Origin of the sequence: Terrilactibacillus tamarindi, from assembly GCF_009718825.1 — a bacterium.
GTDB lineage: Bacteria > Bacillota > Bacilli > Bacillales > Sporolactobacillaceae > Terrilactibacillus > Terrilactibacillus tamarindi.
In genome coordinates this window covers 109,130-126,010 of record NZ_WNHB01000001.1, presented here as the reverse complement: position 1 = coordinate 126,010, position 16,881 = coordinate 109,130, and the positions used below count along the sequence as shown (strand labels likewise).

At 36.3% G+C, this 16,881-nt stretch carries 13 protein-coding genes and 1 tRNA gene; 2 read left to right on the top strand and 12 right to left on the bottom strand.

Annotated features, from left to right (window positions below; translation table 11 throughout):
• Positions 1-216: 216 nt before the first annotated feature.
• From GMB86_RS00575 to GMB86_RS00530, 10 genes are all read right to left on the bottom strand, one after another.
• Positions 217-1,047: an HAD family hydrolase gene (locus tag GMB86_RS00575; protein ID WP_196220079.1), complete on the bottom strand. Its 831-nt coding sequence runs from the start codon at positions 1,045-1,047 to the stop codon at positions 217-219.
• A gap of 35 nt (positions 1,048-1,082) precedes the next feature.
• Positions 1,083-1,889, bottom strand: a complete 807-nt coding sequence (locus GMB86_RS00570) for a DUF4931 domain-containing protein (protein WP_155215751.1) — start codon at positions 1,887-1,889, stop codon at positions 1,083-1,085.
• Between the two features lie 128 nt (positions 1,890-2,017).
• Entirely contained in the window at positions 2,018-3,004 is a 987-nt protein-coding gene (locus tag GMB86_RS00565; protein ID WP_155215749.1) for a lipoate--protein ligase, read from the bottom strand.
• Positions 3,005-3,179: 175 nt separating this feature from the next.
• Positions 3,180-4,127, bottom strand: coding sequence for an ABC transporter permease subunit (locus GMB86_RS00560; protein WP_155215747.1), 948 nt, complete (start codon positions 4,125-4,127; stop codon positions 3,180-3,182).
• Between the two features lies 1 nt (position 4,128).
• Positions 4,129-5,046, bottom strand: a complete 918-nt coding sequence (locus GMB86_RS00555) for an ABC transporter ATP-binding protein (protein WP_155215745.1) — start codon at positions 5,044-5,046, stop codon at positions 4,129-4,131.
• A gap of 204 nt (positions 5,047-5,250) precedes the next feature.
• Complete coding sequence (locus tag GMB86_RS00550; RefSeq protein ID WP_196220078.1) at positions 5,251-7,626, bottom strand: YhgE/Pip domain-containing protein; 2,376 nt, start codon at positions 7,624-7,626, stop codon at positions 5,251-5,253.
• A 355-nt stretch (positions 7,627-7,981) separates the two neighbouring features.
• Positions 7,982-9,373 carry a protoporphyrinogen oxidase gene (hemY, locus tag GMB86_RS00545; protein ID WP_230458937.1) on the bottom strand — a complete coding sequence of 464 codons (1,392 nt, stop codon included), beginning with the start codon at positions 9,371-9,373 and terminating at the stop codon, positions 7,982-7,984.
• A gap of 9 nt (positions 9,374-9,382) precedes the next feature.
• Positions 9,383-10,312 (bottom strand): ferrochelatase, encoded by a 930-nt coding sequence (gene hemH / locus GMB86_RS00540; RefSeq protein ID WP_155215741.1) that lies wholly within the window; start codon positions 10,310-10,312, stop codon positions 9,383-9,385.
• Complete coding sequence (gene hemE, locus GMB86_RS00535) at positions 10,305-11,354, bottom strand: uroporphyrinogen decarboxylase (RefSeq protein ID WP_155215739.1); 1,050 nt, start codon at positions 11,352-11,354, stop codon at positions 10,305-10,307. The genes hemH and hemE overlap by 8 nt, the downstream gene beginning before the upstream one ends.
• Before the next feature lie 222 nt (positions 11,355-11,576).
• A complete protein-coding gene (locus GMB86_RS00530) occupies positions 11,577-13,721 on the bottom strand; it encodes a transglycosylase domain-containing protein (RefSeq protein WP_155215737.1) in 2,145 nt (714 codons plus the stop codon).
• A gap of 139 nt (positions 13,722-13,860) precedes the next feature.
• On the opposite strand from GMB86_RS00530, the gene GMB86_RS15415 reads away from it, so the two are divergent.
• Together GMB86_RS15415 and GMB86_RS00525 are read left to right on the top strand one after the other, a co-directional pair.
• Positions 13,861-14,079 carry a hypothetical protein gene (locus GMB86_RS15415; protein ID WP_196220077.1) on the top strand — a complete coding sequence of 73 codons (219 nt, stop codon included), beginning with the start codon at positions 13,861-13,863 and terminating at the stop codon, positions 14,077-14,079.
• Positions 14,059-14,130: transfer RNA gene (locus tag GMB86_RS00525), tRNA-Gln, on the top strand. The genes GMB86_RS15415 and GMB86_RS00525 overlap by 21 nt, the downstream gene beginning before the upstream one ends.
• Positions 14,131-14,281: 151 nt before the next feature.
• On the opposite strand, the gene GMB86_RS00520 is transcribed toward GMB86_RS00525, so the two are convergent.
• Entirely contained in the window at positions 14,282-15,682 is a 1,401-nt protein-coding gene (locus GMB86_RS00520) for an amino acid permease (protein WP_155215735.1), read from the bottom strand.
• A 367-nt stretch (positions 15,683-16,049) separates the two neighbouring features.
• Positions 16,050-16,730, bottom strand: coding sequence for a TerC family protein (locus GMB86_RS00515; RefSeq protein WP_155215733.1), 681 nt, complete (start codon positions 16,728-16,730; stop codon positions 16,050-16,052).
• Between the last annotated feature and the right edge of the window lie 151 nt (positions 16,731-16,881).

Sequence of the window (16,881 nt, the reverse complement as noted above, 5' to 3'; positions counted from 1 at the left end):
CCTCCTTACACTTGCCTTATCATGATTCCGTAAATTCTTCTCTCTATAGTCTAGTCCAGAAAAACAAAAATTAGAACGAGCCTATCATCTATAAATAACCTCTAGGAATGGCTAGTCTTAAATAGAATGATATTTCTTTATCTCCATTTCACTTCATTTACGAACGGTATCCGGTTAGGCAAGTAAAGTATCAATCGATTGTCAATCATTGAAAAATCAAATCTGATTTGCAAGCGTTTTTACAACGGTGAGATTTGCGCTTTTATAAGGGAAATCATTTTGAGTAATATAGACACCCTTCATTCCAAGTCGCAGAGCGGGAGCGATTTCATTGAAAAAATTATCTCCAACAGAGACCACATCTTCTGGTACTAGATGATACCTTTCTAAAATATTTTTAAAATTTGCCGTTGATTTAAACGGTTTTTTGGCTGACGTTAATAAATAGTTAAAACAGGAGGTCAAACCAAGTGCGTCTAGTAGACGTCTCACATCGGCTTCATCACTATTTGTCATTAAAATTAACGTTTTAGATGCTTTTTTTAAGCGCCATAACCCTTCTTTAAGTCCTTCTGTGATAGGTAATTTGTAATCCTCACCTACCATCTTTTCCTTCACTTGATGATAAACTGCTCTGACAATTTCAGGTGAGAGTCCGTACTGAGCAGCTACGGCTACAGGCGGAGACCACCCATCGCCTATAAAGGTAAATTGGTGAACATTATACTTTATTTTAGAACCATATAGATCTAAAACTTTATCTTCAGACAGTTTATTTCCTAACCAATCTGTCACTTTCTTGATATCAAAAGTAATTGGATCTACCGTTAAAATGTTCCGTCTTTTTTTATCTAATACGGTTCCTATTCTCATAGGATGTTTTCCATTTAAGACATCTCGGACTTCTTGAACATACTGTTTTTTATCCTTTTCTTGGGACAGTTTTTCAGATGTTAGTTTTACATAGAGTTTAAAATGTTCATCGCCTTCATACAACGTTCCATCTAAGTCAAAAATGATTGCTTTTGCTTCATCTAGTGCTTTCACTATTAACCCCTCCATTTCTTGCTAATGAGTAATTATCATGTTAGAGTTTTACGAAAATATAGTGACTTCATTTTTTCTAGTAATTGATGCCGTTGTTTATTTTCGTCGAGGTAACCATATCCAAAAGTCAATGGATCAATAATGGGTCTAGGAAGAATCCGAACGATCATCTTTCCCTTTGATTCATAGAAAAACATATTGTAGCTTTTACCACTCTCATTTAAATGATGAAGTATAAAATGACTCACAGCTTGGCAATAACTTGCGAGCTGATCAATATTGTCGAAAGTTAGTAGTGATTCATCTAATCCTAACCGATCACTGTTTTCCCACAACATCGCTCTATCCTTACCTCGACTTTCCACGGTGATAACAATTAAAAACTCATTTCCCGTGATAACAGGTGTTGACTTCATGTAAAGCTTAACTTGTCCATTTTCATCTATTAGATCCACATTGTTCAAGCTTAAATCTACATAATGATGATAATCAGATCCTTCGTAAGTGATAAGTTGCATATGAGTATATGCGGATCGTTGTCCAGCCTGCGTCCCGTAAGCATACGTTAATGCCACAGAATGATCTGGAAATTTGATGATATGGTCTTTCCACATTTTACAAGCAAAACGATACCATTGAACAAGTTCATATAAAGAACCTCCAATTAAATCCACATTCTTTATTTGATTGGTAATGAGCCTAGCATTCTTTACAGATGCCTTTGACTTCAAATGAGGGAAGTTAATGCAAACCATTTCTCCATCTTGATCAATGACCTTCCAAGAACTTTTATGTAACAACATGTCATTTACTTCAGATTTATAAGCAAGAAGGTTGTTCATAGAATCACTCTCCAATCTTATTTCTATTAACTCTATTCTTCTTGAACGGCAAACTTGCTACTAAGATGTGAAATAGAATAGAGTGATTAAGAAATTGCCCAACAATTTGACTAGAATTAGCCCATTTATTAGAGCATCGAGAGAATATCTTCTTTTGTTATACTTCCAAAATAATAGTTTGTATCAATTTTATTAAACACCGCTTTAATATCTTCATCTGTATATTTAAGACCTTTTAACATCTCTTCAAGCTCTGAGATATCTCCCACAGCAAAAAAATCACCGAATATTTTAGCTGATGAAATATACCCTTTTTTCACATTGAGCCTGATATCCACCCTTCCCCCAGAAAAGCGTTTGGAATATTTTACATTGAATTCTGGTGACCGACCATAGACCCAATCCCAATTACGGTATCGTTTATCAGCTATTTCATATATTTTTTCCCATTCTTTTTTTGAAAGTTTATATTCTGACATTCCCCCTTCTTCTTCGAATATTTTGTTTAAGAGGTGTTGCTTAAACTCCAGAATATCCATATCTTTTGACATGAGTTCACGAATATTGACTACTCGGCTTCGAACTGATTTTATTCCTTTTGATTCAAATTTTTCAATATCAGGATTGAGTGCTTTTGCGACATTATCTAGGTTCACATCAAATAATAAAGTTCCATGGCTAAATATGCGTCCTTTTGTAGCAAATTGAGCATTTCCTGATATTTTCTTACCATCAACAACCAAATCATTTCTTCCTTGAAATGAAGCATTGACACCAAATTGGTGGAGTGCTCTAACGATCGGATCCGTGAATTTGCGATAGTTGGAAAAACTATTGCCATCGTCCTTAGTTATAAAACTAAAGCTTAAATTTCCTTCATCATTGTAAACCGCTCCGCCTCCTGAAAGACGTCTTATGACATTAACATGATGCGATTTTACATAATTCATATTAATTTCTTCTACAGTATTTTGATTTTTCCCAACAATAACCGTTGGCTTCATTCGATAGAAAAGAAAATAGGTTTCGTTTGGATCTAATTCTGTTAATGCGAATTCTTCAATGGCAAAACTCACAGCGATATCTAGATTGTCTTTATTATCAATATATTTCATTGTTCTCCACCTCAATCTTATAAATTCATGTCCGAGTATGATTTACAATCTTATATATAACAGTTCGGATCAAATTAATCGAAAAGTCCTGATTCTATTATAAAGGCAAAAAAAGAGTCTATGCCTTCGAACCTCTGTCCTTAGCATACACCCTTATAGCAAAAAGAATCATTAATTAGGCGACGTCACGTTTTTCAAAAGTTAAAAATGAGACACCCATGAAAATTATAAAGTAAACAAGTAAAATGATAATTGAGAACCCTATCGTCATACCCTTTATGGATGGTGAACCCTCTATATACTGCATGAGATCCGTATTAACAAAGAAGAGATATTTCACATAGTTTTTGCCAAACATTGCAAGAACGCTACCGATGATGGATCCTGCAAATTCAATAAAGATGCTTAACGCGATAGCGAGGGCATTGTTTTTGAACAACGTGGAGACCATAAATGCAAAGGCTGCTATCATGATCATTCCGATATAGTGAGACAATCCAAATAGGAAAAAGTGTGTAAAAACAGACGTTTGATGGATAATTCCGTTTCTTTCATAAACATATTGAAAGCTTGTATCCTTAAACCCAAACACAATGGCACCAACAATGAAGGCTAAAATGCCTAAGAACACAAGAAGTAGAAGGGCATTAAACAGAACAGATAAGTATTTCGAAAGCAAAACCTTCCATCGTTGCACCGGTCGCATTAAAACTAATTTCATGGTCCCCCATGCATATTCTTGTGAGACAATACTCGCAGAAATAATAATAATAAAGAGTGTAATTAAACCAGATGTACCAATGACATTATCCACAAATCCAAGTGCTGTGTCGTCAAAGAGAGGCGCAATATTATGATCTAATCGATACTGATCAACTTTCATTTGTGCCGCAATTTGATCCTTGGCAGCCTTCGGGACCCCTTTTTGATTCATCAATTTTTGGTTTTCCGTAATTTCTTGCTGGGCTGTTTGTTTCCAATTGTCTGGATGTGAATCACTCGTCTTTAGAGTAATAACAAGTGTGAGAATAACGGAAGCAACAATAAGAGCTAACATAATCCAAAGCATTTTTCGTTTATATAATTTCATATTTTCATTTTGAATAAGCCGTAATACTTGCATCTTAGTCACGTCCCCCTTTCGTTTTAGCTAAGAAGCGATCCTCTAGTGAAACGCGGACTTTTTCGATTGTATAAATATTGACACCTTCATTAACTAGTAATCGATGAATATCCGGAAGTTTAGCATACGATGTTTGAATCAAAAGATGATCCTCTTCACTTCTTACAATAACGCCTTGTTCGCTTAAAATATCGACTGCTTTATTTTGTGGTTCACAAGTCAAGGCTACAGTCATTGATTTATCAATAACGTCTTCACTTGGGTGTAATTCTTCGGTATCTGTTATTTGTCCTTTCTGTATAATGACAATTCGATCACAAAGAAGTTCCATTTCAGAAAGTAAATGACTAGATACAAAAACAGCGATACCTGTTTCACGTGTGAGTTTTTTTAAATACTCTCGAATTTCCCTGATACCTTCTGGATCTAAGCCATTCGTCGGTTCATCTAGAATGAGCAATTTGGGATGATCTAATAATGCTTGTGCGATCCCAAGACGTTGTTTCATCCCAAGTGAATATGTACGCACTTTATTTTTGATAGCCTTCTCCAAACCAACTAATTTAACCACTTCTTTAATCCGTTCTCCATTAACTGGCCCATTCATCCGTTGGAAATGGACTAAATTATCATACCCACTTAAAAACTTGTACATTTCCGGATTTTCAATAATCCCGCCAACATGTTTTAAAGCTTGTTCCTTATTTTTTTTCACACTAAAACCGTTGATTTCCACATCTCCGCCGGACATCTTCATTAGCCCAACCATCATCCGCATGGTTGTTGTTTTCCCGGCACCATTAGGCCCCAGAAAACCTAGAATCTCGCCTTGGTTAATATCAAAATTCAAAGATTTGACGAGTTCTTTATTCCCAATTTTCTTGGATAATTGGCGAATTTTCGCAACTGCAACTGTCATTCTTTCACCTCTCAACTAAGTATACGGTTTACCTTTTCATCGTTTTATACGTAAATGAAAAGGTAAAAGTTTCATATTAGACCTGCCAAAAGTAGACCGTTGTTACTAGTATAACTCAAGAACGGCTGAAATTCATAATTTCATAATTTCCTTAATTATAAAAAACAATAAGAGAGATTCATGATTCATCTCTCTTATCGTCTATTAACTAAAATTGGTATCCATGTTAACTTCTTTATTTGTTGTGACATCTCGATACTTAAAGATATAAACTAATTGGGTTAAAACGAACATAGCCACAATGAGGATGATCAGTACAATCACGTTATTGGCTAATAAATGATATTGACCAGCAATGATATTTTTAAATCCATTAATGGTATAGGTCATCGGAAGCCAATTCGGTAACAATTGAAGCGGTGTCGGTAGTAGTTCAATGGCATATGTTCCGCCACTTGTCGTCAACTGTAAAATTAACAATAAAACGGCAATGAATCTTCCGTAGTTACCAAAACCAACCGTTAAAAACTGAATAATAGTTACAAAGGTTAAGCTGGTTAGAATGCTAAAACCTATAAAATATAGAGCATGATCAACGGGTAAACCTAATCCATATAAAATGATGCTATCTGCGATACACGCCTGAAAAATTCCTAACAGACCCATCATAAGGAACTGACTTATTCCTAGACTTAGTCCCGAATAAATTTGGCTAGGTCTTTTCATTAAATCATAGATAACTGTTATGATTAATCCACCAACAAATAAACCTAACGATAAGAAATAAGGGGCAAATCCAATGCCATAGTTTGTTACTTTAGCATGAGTTCCATCTGTTAAGACAACTGGTTTGGCGAATAAATTGGCATGTTTTTCATCTGTAGGTGTGCTCCCCAATTGATCATGTGCCTTTCCTAGATGATCTGATAAAGTTTGACTGCCATCAGTTAGTCTTTTTGTACCATCAAGTAAAGGAGTCGTTGATTGATTAATGTTCCCAATGCCCGTAGATAATTGTGACATACCTTGCTGAAGGTCATTTAAATGACGAGACATAGTCCCGCTACCTTGAGTTAATTCATTTTGTCCATCCTTTAATTTCTGCAAACTCGACACAAGCGTATCCCAATTTTGATTAAGTTGAGCATTTCCATCAGCAATTTGACTTGCCCCTTTAGAAAGTTGATCCGTTATCGTAGGAAGGCGGCTTAAATTCTCTTGAACCTGTTGAATACTGGTAATAAAATTTTGATACTCTTTTTGGGTTCCTTTATCAGTTGAATCAAAGTGTTTTAGTCCTTCTACTAATTCATTTAGTTGATTATCGAACTGGATCATTTGAGGTCTTAGGCGATTAGCTTCATCAAGTTGAAATTGAAGTAAATTTATCGCTTCTTTTGTACTCTGATCATTGAGCATTTCTTCTTTTAATTGACGATACTCAGGATCTTGCTGTAAAGTAGGGTCTTTTAATTCAATATAATTAAATAAGGCTTGGTCACTTTCATTCATTTTCTGACTAGAGGTTTCAAGTAATGAGAGTATATTTGAATAGCTGTTAGTCATCTGATTTAGTAGATTAGAAATTTGAGGCAAAGTTTGCTCCAGTTGCCCTGTTGTTTCGCTGAATGAGTTAAGGTCTTGAGATCCATTACTTTGCTTAGACATGTATGGTTTAATTAAACCTTGAAATAGCGAAACATCTTTGGTTAAGTGATCATTAACCTCTTTAAGGTTTGATGCTTGTGTATTTAACGTCGCCAATTCGGCTGCTAAACGATTTGAACCCTCCGATAGATTTTGAATATCTTTTGCTTTTGCTGATGCTTGGCTGTATAACTGCTCTGTTCCTTTCTTTTCTTGAAGAAGGCCGTTATATAACTTGGTCCCACCTTGACTTAAAGAAGAAGAGCCTTCTTGTAGTATTAAAGTGCCTCCTTCAATCTTTCTCAGGCTTTGACTTAGATCTGTGATGGCTTGGTTAACTTTTTTATTACCTTCAGATAGAGTTAAAGCATTATTATGTGCATCTTGTAGCCCATCTTTCATTTGACCCAGTTGATCGTATATTGATTTTATATACATTTTGGTAATGGTCTTGGATATTTTCAGTCTGATTTCTTTCATTCCCGACTGGCCCATCTTGGCTGCGATGTAATTAAAATCCTGATTGACCTTATAATCGATGTGTGCCGTTTCCGCTCTATTTTTTTGGATGGATACTGTATTTTCTGAAAAGTCATGAGGAATCTGAACGATCATAAAATATTTATTATCGTTAAATCCTTCTACCGCTTTCTTTTCATCTACAAATTTCCAACCAAAATCATTATTTTTCTTTAATATATCAACTAATGTATCACCAACTTGGATATTTTCACCTGAAAGTTTAGAACCATTATCTTGATTAACAACAGCAACTGGTAGGTTTCCCGTTTGACCATATGGATTCCAAAAAGCATAGAGAAACATACCAGAATATAAGATCGGTATTAAAGTCACTCCAATTAATTGGATAAGTACTTTTTTATTTTTCCAAATGCCAATTAGTTCCCCATAAAATTGTCGAAATGGATTCATTCTCGTTCTCCTTTTAACTATTTCTTGTATAAATAGCATCTGTTTGAATTTTCTTGAAAATGAAGCGAAACTTCCATCAGTGGGGGGTTTCTTCATCCCCTACTGATGGTTAGCTGAACCGGGATAAAAATTACAATTATACATTTTGACCTACTTTATCACATGAAAAAACGATTGACAATAGAGGAAATTAATCCGTCTATTACCAACCGTCAAAAAAAATTTATATCATTGACATTGTTAGTTAGTTAATAATGCGTTTTTCATCACTAATCCTGACTCATCCGTGTACATGCCTAAAGGGTCAAAATCATCTTGAATCTTTAATGTAGCCCTATCGATATTTAATTAATCGTTATGCATCAACTAAAAGTTCATTAAAAAGTCGTTTTGCTGCCTTATTCCCCTGACGTATACAATCCGGCAATCCAACTCCATCATAAGATGCTCCAGCAAGATACACATGAGGATAGTCATGTCCTAAAGTTTCTTCAATTTGTTTAAGCCATTGTGTATGACCAACAACGTACTGAGGCATCGACTCACGTAGTCGTGTGACAACTGAAAACTCAGGATTACCATCTATATCAACGACATCTTTCAAATTATCAAGCGAATTTTGAATGATGATTTCATCGGATTCATCGAGAATCGCTTCGTCGCCTTTTTTACCCACATAACATCGGATGAGGGCTTTTCCTGATGGCGTTGTGTGTGGCCATTTAAGATGTGTATAGGTTGCTGCTGTGATCGCTGATGGTTCCTTATTAGAAGCAACAAAACCTGTTCCTTCTTTTTGTATTGTCACTTGCGCAGCATCGAAGGCCATGGCAACCGTCCCAACACTTGTACACGGTTCTGCATTTGGTTGTTTGAGATATGGACAGTCTGACAGGATGTCTTGAGTCTTTTCATGTGGAAGAGTAAAAACAATACCGTCAGCTACCAAAGTTTCACCATTTTTAAGAACGATTTTATAACGTCCATTCATCTTTTCTATTCTTGTAACACATGCATTTTTTAACATTGGAAAACGAATGGCATCGACTAAACGATCAACAAGACTACTTAAACCATTTTTCAAAGTCGCAAACTGGCTTGTTTTCTTTTTATTTTTAGGTAAAACCTGTTTGGCGCCTAGAATAAGACTTCCTGTCCTTTTCTCCAGCTCAATAAATTGTGGCAGTGTTGCTCTTAAACTTAGTTTGTAAAGGTCACCAGCATATATCCCTGAAAGTAGTGGATTAATGATGTCATCCACCATTTCTTGCCCCAATCTTCCAGCAAAAAAATCACCGACTGACATATCATCAAAAGGAGGATATGGTGGGATAAAAAGGTCATTTAAGGCACGCGCTTTTCCATCTTCAGAAAGTAGCGACGAATCGAGGAGTGGCTTGAGTAAGCTTGGCACTCCCATAAAAGAATACTCCGGAATAGGATGTAACTCGCGATTTTTTAAAATATAGGCTTTTCCCAAATTATTAGACACTAATTGATCTGATAATCCGAGCTCTTCTACTAGATCTAATGCTTCTCTTTTACGTTTCAAGAATGAGTCAGGTCCTCTTTCAATTGTAAACCCCTCTCGTTGTAGCGTTTCAATTTTACCGCCAAAACGATTTGAGGCCTCGATGATCGTGACATCAACCTCTTCTTTTGTCTCATCCATCATTTTTTGTAGCCGAAAAGCAGCCGATAAACCTGTTATTCCTCCGCCTATAATAGCCATGTGTTTCTTATTCAATGATATCACCTAGTTTACTTTTTTTAATACGACATCTGCTAGTGCATCGATGAATTCTTGATGACTATTTGGCATTTCAGGACGATGGTAGCTTACCCCAAGTTCTTCCGTTACCACCCTGCATTCATAGTCATTATCGTACAATACTTCAAGATGTTCTGCGATAAATCCAATAGGACAGTAAATAAAATGTTGGTAGTGATGTTCGTTATAAAGTTGTCTCGTTAAATCTTGAACATCTGGACCAATCCAAGGATCGGGTGTATTCCCAGCACTTTGCCATCCAATCGCCGTATGCTTTAGACCCGCTTCTTCCGATATCAATTTCGCCGTCTCTTTTAACTGATCTGGATAGGGATCGTTATTTTGTAATATTTTTTCTGGTAGACTATGTGCTGAGAAAATCACCACAGTTCTGTCGTGTTCAGCTTTTGGTATTTTGTTTAGTGTGATATTGATTTGGTCGACCCAATATTGAATAAACTTCGGTTCTTTATACCAACTTTCAATTGGATGGATGGTCAAACCCCCAAGTTTTTCGGCTTGAGTCACAGCTCTATCATTATAAGATTTCACGCTGAATGACGAATAATGAGGGGCAAGGACAAGGCTAATTGCTTCTTTAATCCCATCATGATGCATTCTTTCAACAGCATCTTCTATGAATGGATGGATGTGTTTAAGACCTAAATAAGCCACAAACTCTACTTTGTCTTGCCGATTATGTAAGGTCTCCTCTAAACTATCGACTTGTTGAGAGGTAATCCTTCCAAGTGGAGAAACGCCACCAATCGCTTGATACCGACTTGTCAAATCATCCAGTAATTCTTGACTTGGTTTTCTTCCATGACGAATATGAGTATAGTAAGGTTCGATGTCCTCTGGTTTATATGGTGTACCATAGGCCATCACGAGTAGACCTATTTTTTTCTTAGTCATTTACAGGATCCTTTCTTGTGTATTGATGAATATAATCCGTTAATTTTTTAAGTGTGTCCACTTTCACACTAGGGAATATTCCATGCCCTAAATTAAAAATAAAACCTGGTTTATCCTTTCCTTGATCTAAGATGGCTTTCGTTCGTTTTTTTATTAAATCAAAAGGAGCTAGAAGTAACGATGGGTCAAGATTTCCTTGTAAGGCTTTATCAATATGCTGATTTCGAACTTCTTCTATCGTCGTACGCCAATCAAGAGAGATCACATCTACTGGAAGTTCGTTCCACTCCTTTAGTAAATGCGTTGCACCACTGGCAAAATAGATCGTCGGTACGCCTGTCTTTTTCAATTCAGAAAAAATATAGTGCATGAATGGAGCGATATATTGATGATAGTCTTCAGAATTTAACGCACCGACCCATGAATCGAAAACTTGGACAATCTGTGCACCAGCTTCAATTTGTGCCTCCAAATAGCTGATTGTCAGATCAGATAAACGTGCCATAAGGTTCTGCCAAAGGTGTGGCTTTGAGTACATAAACCCCTTTGTTATATGGTATCCTTTGGATGGTCCACCTTCAATTAGATAACTTGCAAGAGTAAAAGGAGCTCCCGCAAAACCAATGAGAGGAACGTCTAATTTATCTCGAAGAATTTTTATCGTTTCTTGGACAAATGGAATATCATTTCCGGGATTAAGCAATCGGATACCCTCAAGATCCTTCTCTGAACGGATCGGATTTTCTATTACGGGTCCTATGCCTTCTACGATATCCACATTTATTCCAATCGATTTTAATGGTGTCATAATATCAGCAAATAAAATAGCCGCATCAACTCCGAGTTGCGTTACAGGCAACTTGGTTACCTCAGCACATATCTCAGGATTATGGCTAATTTCAAAAAAAGAATATTTTTGCCTAATCGCTCGGTACTCGGGTTGATAGCGCCCAGCTTGCCTCATATACCATACAGGAACATAAGGCACCGGTTCCTTTAGGCAAGCTTTAAGTAATACATCATTTTTTTTCACTTTAAGCAAATCTATGTCATCCTTTCCACTTCACATATCGGAGAACTTCCGCCTTCAAAGGTTACACTTATTTAGACTAAAGCCCTAATAAAAAGACTTTTAAAAATGAATGAATGATCCATCTTTATGACCTAACTATTCTAATCTTCCCATTCTCATCGCCAAACTGTAAACTTAAACGCTCCTCATTTTCGACATTTTACCTTTCATTGTTCACGTTTTTGACACAATTTAAAATCCAGGGAACCAATCAACTTCAACTTGTTTTGAAGTTTCACCTTTTTTTAATGTTTGACTGTTATAAGGTGTAACAAAATAAGTGGCTGAAGATAGTGGATTCGCATAATTAACAACAAAACTGTTTTTCCCTTTTACTTCCCCAATAAATTCTATTCCGTTTTCATTTTCTTTGTAGATCCGGTAGATGATCCGTTTGTCTTGAATTTTGTCCCACGAAATTTTTACAGCTGGCAAGCCAAAGTGCCCCACGGTCCCTTTAGCTCTGATATTCTTAATCGGTACAAGACGAATTGGTGATTCCAAATCTTTGATACCCTTAGGTTTAATAAAATGATTTCCAGTTTCCCTTGGAACGTTATTGATAATATTTTTAAATAAAGTCGTCGCATTCTCACTTCCACCCGTGACATATTGCTTTTTTGTTGTTTTATCGTAACCAATCCAGACCGCTCCCGTTGATTTTGGTGTATAGCCAACAAACCATGCATCTCGCAGTCCATTGTCAACCCCTTCATACGCTGTAGAACCTGTTTTTCCGGCTAAATCCGTATTAACTGATCCTGCACTCCCAGTACCATTTTTTACAACGGACATAAGCATTTTTGTCATATACCAAGCTGTTTGTTTTGAAAAGACTTGTCGGGTTTTTGGTTTCATAGATCCAACTAAATTTCCCTTGTGATCGACTATCTTTTGGATAAAATAAGGCTCTACCTCTTTTCCTTCATTCGAAAAAGCGGTAAATGACGTTGCCATTTGAAACGGGGTTACACCTTCTTCTAAACCACCGAGCGCAATGGATAAACCTTTGTCTGGAATATTCAAACCTAACTTAGAAAGATACTGCTTACTTTTTGAAATGCCAATTTGATTTAATAGCCAAACAGCCGGAACATTTTCAGATACTGTAATCGCATCATACATCGTCATTTCACCAGGATATTTATGGTTATAATTTTCAGGCTTGTAGTGACCGAACGTGAGCGGTTTATCAACTAACATGGAATATGGGTGAAACTTTTTGGATTCCAAAGCCGGTCCATAAACAGCTAATGGTTTAAAAGCAGAACCAGGTTGTCTTTTGACATTCACTCGATTAAAACTCTTTTTAACGTATGAACGCCCTCCTTGAACGGCTTTCACACCACCCGTTTTATTATCGATTAAAACAAAGGCACCATTCGGTTTTTCTTTAGTATTTGAGCCTCTAAAATAGTGATTTTTCTTAAATTCTTGATAGGAAGCTTCTTGAATTTGAGTATTAATAGGAACAATAATTTTATACCCACCACGCAGTACTTCATCTGCGCTAAGATGATATTTTTTAGCTGCCTCATCTAATACCATATCCACATAGGTATCATACTCAGGATCTTTATTTAACTGATGGACATCAAGACCTAAGGTTTTTCCTTTTAAATGCACTTCTTCTTCTGTCGTGATATATCCTTGATTCTCCATTAATCCTAAGACAATATTCCGCCTTTTCAAAGCTTGATGAGGATGTAGTATTGGTGAATAGGTTGTTGGAGCTTTTGGCATAGCGGCAAGCATAGCTCCCTCTTCAACCGTTAATTGACTCACATCTTTATTAAAGAAAAATTTAGATGCAGATTGAATACCATAAACACCATGGCCAAAATAAATTTGGTTCAAATACATACCAAGAATCTGCTTCTTACTATATTTTCTCTCCAAATTTGTTGCAATAGCCGCTTCCTTGGCTTTTCTAAACCATGACTTTTGATTCGTTAAAAAGACATTTTTACTAAGCTGTTGGGTAATGGTACTACCACCTTCTGCTTTACTACCCGAAAAAATATCACGAGTCAAAGCCCTTACCGTACCACGAAAATCGATTCCAGAATGTTGATAAAAACGTGAGTCTTCCGTAGCAATAAAAGCTTCTTGAACAAATTTAGGTATTTTATTAATAGATACCGTTTCCCGATTTTCTAAATATAATTTAGAGATCTCATGACCTTGCTGATCTTCTATCTTGGTTGTAGCATCCAAAACAAGATGATCTTTATTAGTATAATGATTGCCAATTAATAATAAAATGAGGTACCCACATAACCCAAGAATGATCATTCCTAATAGAATATAGGCACCCATAAATAATTTTTTTGTCATACGGTTCACTCCTTTCTGTCGATCGACAATTTTGAGGTAGGAGAGGATCATGACTTTCCATTCAATTTTAGTGTATATACATTTAATATTCTACAAAAGGAGCAAAAACATGTTATGGAAATGAAGAATCTTTTTATTAGTGCGAGTTCAAAAAGGTGACGAATCAGAAGCAAGAAGGTCAAGGCGGCGCTGTTTTGAGGACCGGAATGTAGGTTTTTACTACATGAGGACCGGAAAAACGAGCCAACGCCGAGATTCGAAGCTTGTTATTTGGTGGCTTTTTGAACATCCTCTAATGTATAATCCTTGTCAATTTGGTTATATTAATAACTGTCGATGGGATATAGCCAAGCGGTAAGGCAACGGGCTTTGACTCCGTTATTCGTAGGTTCGAATCCTGCTATCCCAGTTAAATATAGCAAAAGTCATAAGAATTATATACAGTTAACAAATTTTTTTGACAAAGAAAAAAGAGGATGGATTTAGCCCATCCTCTTTTTCTTATCTCAAAGTTCATAAGTTACGATTCGTAAATAAGTTTTTAAAAGTTTATAACTTAATTAAGCAGATTTCTCTTGATCGTTTAATGTGCTGTTTTTTCTTCCATATAGGAAATATAATACAAGTCCAATGGCTAGCCAAACAACAAAACGAATTATCGTAATTGGGTTTAAAGAAATTAATAAGTAGCCACATGAGATTATAGCAAGAATCGGAATAACTGGTACAAATGGTGTTTTAAATGGTCGATGAAGTTCAGGACGCTTATGTCTCAAGACCATAACACCTATTGATACAATGATGAACGCAGATAGCGTACCAATGTTAGCAAGCTCTGCCACGATAGATATTGGAGTGAAACCAGCACAGACAGCTGTAACAATACCTACAAGTAATGTTGAAGAAACAGGAACCTTTCTTTGTTCACTCACTTTACCAAAGAATTTAGGAAGCAAACCGTCACGGGACATTGCAAAGAAGATTCTAGTTTGTCCGAACATCATGACGAGTAATACAGACGTAATCCCACAAATAGCACCTACGGCAACAATAGCTGAACCCCAATTGATTCCGATTTGTTGAAGAGCATAAGCAACTGGTGCAGACGTATGAGCATAGGCCGTATATTTGACCACTCCTGTTAGGATACCAGAAACGACAATATACAACACAGTACAAATTAAAAGAGAATAAATAATACCTTTTGGTAAATCTTTTTGCGGATTTTTAACTTCTTCAGCAGCCGTTGAAACGGCATCAAAACCTAAATAAGCAAAGAAAATGGTTGCTGCCCCAGCCGCTACTCCACTAAATCCAAATGGCATAAATGGGTGCCAATTAACCGGCTTCACATGCCAAACAGCTAATACAATAAATAATAGAATAACCGCCACTTTTATAACAACGATAATTCCATTTAAACGAGATGTTTCTTTAACTCCAGTTAATAAAAGCCATGTGATCAAACCAATAATGATGATGGCTGGTAAATTAATGAATCCTCCATCACTAGGAGCGACAGTCAATGCTTTAGGTAGTGTTATTCCCATACTATCTAATAAACTGACTGCATAGCCTGACCAACCAATAGCAACGGCTGATATCGCAACAGCATATTCTAAGACGAGATCCCACCCAATGATCCAAGCCCAAAATTCACCGAGCGATGCATAACCATACGTATAAGCACTTCCAGCAACCGGAACCAACGCTGCAAATTCAGCATAACATAAAGCAGCAAAGATACACGCTAAACCAGAGAGAATGAATGATAAAATTAGTGCAGGTCCTGAAAAATTAGCAGCTGCTACTCCGGTTAATACGAATATACCTGTACCAATAACAGCACCAATACCGAGTAATGTAAGGTCAAATGCCCCCAAAGCCTTTTTTAGACCTTGCTTTCCTTCGGTTTCTGCGATTAAAGTACTGATTGGCTTTGTCTTAAAAATACTACTCATGATCCAATCCCCCAGATGATTAAATATTTTTAATATTACTGAACATGCACAATTATACTTTTTTTCTGAAATCAATTCAAGAAAAAATCAACAAAAAGCATCAAATTGTAACAAACTAAGAATAATTTGATTATAAGGTGTTTTATCCACCTTCAAACTGAAACAGTTAAATTGAGTTTTTAAGCTAATAGCAGTTTATGTATTGAAGTTAATTATATAGAGTTGCTAAAAATGGAAAAATCCCTTCAAGCGAAATGAAGGGATATAGAAGCCTTTATTAATAAAACATGTCTTATTACCCAATTGAACCAAAGTTTTGTTTACCATGTGCCTTATACTAATTCTCTAAATTAAAGGAAACCTCAATTTATTCACTAGCATGAGACATTTGTTTTGCATTTTTCCGTAATCCAATTAATATCACACCTACGATGAGTAAACCAATTAAAATCCATTTAATGATCTGAAGATCCTCAAACACATTAACTAAGAAAGGCTCAGCCATGATCATTTTTCCTGCCGTTAAAGCTAGAACGGCTGATCCCACATAAGTAATCCAAGGATACTTATCAACCAATTTTAAAAATAACGTACTTCCCCACATGATGAGCGGTACGCTTATCAATAATCCTAGAATAATGAGTAGATAACTCCCATGTGAAGCACCGGCTACAGCAAGAACATTATCCAAGCCCATTAGTGCATCTGCAATAATGATCGTTCGAATGGCGCCCGATAAAGAATTAGCTTCTTTCACTTCTTTGTGATCATTATGGTCTACAAGCAATTTATAAGCGATCCAAACAAGTAAAATGCCACCTATGAGATGTAGACCTGGTACTTTCAACAACCAAACGACAACAAGTGTTGCAACAGCACGTATCAAGACCGCTCCTACGGTACCGTAAATAATAGCCTTTTTTTGTTGATCTTTAGGAAGTTTACGAGCTGCTAAAGCAATGACAATAGCATTATCACCAGCCAAGATCAAATCAATCCCAATAATTAATAGAAGTGATGTTAAAAATGTTAAGGATAAAATGTCCAACGTTCCACTCTCCTTTTTAATTTTAAATTAAAAAACAGCCCCTCCCACGCTTTGTCGGAAAAGGCTGTTTATAGAAGAGAATATACCTTTACCTGCATAGCGTGCGAGGTAAAGGTCTTGCTAACAACGGAACGTTGCCAACAAAGGCCGG

Bases quoted from the DNA above. Each gene is read 5' to 3' on its own strand.
- GMB86_RS00555 (WP_155215745.1), bottom strand. From the start codon at position 5,046: ATGACAGTTGCAGTTGCGAAAATTCGCCAATTATCCAAGAAAATTGGG.
- GMB86_RS00560 (WP_155215747.1), bottom strand. From the start codon at position 4,127: ATGCAAGTATTACGGCTTATTCAAAATGAAAATATGAAATTATATAAA.
- GMB86_RS00520 (WP_155215735.1), bottom strand. From the start codon at position 15,682: ATGAGTAGTATTTTTAAGACAAAGCCAATCAGTACTTTAATCGCAGAA.
- GMB86_RS00550 (WP_196220078.1), bottom strand. From the start codon at position 7,626: ATGAATCCATTTCGACAATTTTATGGGGAACTAATTGGCATTTGGAAA.
- GMB86_RS00565 (WP_155215749.1), bottom strand. From the start codon at position 3,004: ATGAAATATATTGATAATAAAGACAATCTAGATATCGCTGTGAGTTTT.
- hemH (WP_155215741.1), bottom strand. From the start codon at position 10,312: ATGACTAAGAAAAAAATAGGTCTACTCGTGATGGCCTATGGTACACCA.
- GMB86_RS00530 (WP_155215737.1), bottom strand. From the start codon at position 13,721: ATGACAAAAAAATTATTTATGGGTGCCTATATTCTATTAGGAATGATC.
- GMB86_RS00570 (WP_155215751.1), bottom strand. From the start codon at position 1,889: ATGAACAACCTTCTTGCTTATAAATCTGAAGTAAATGACATGTTGTTA.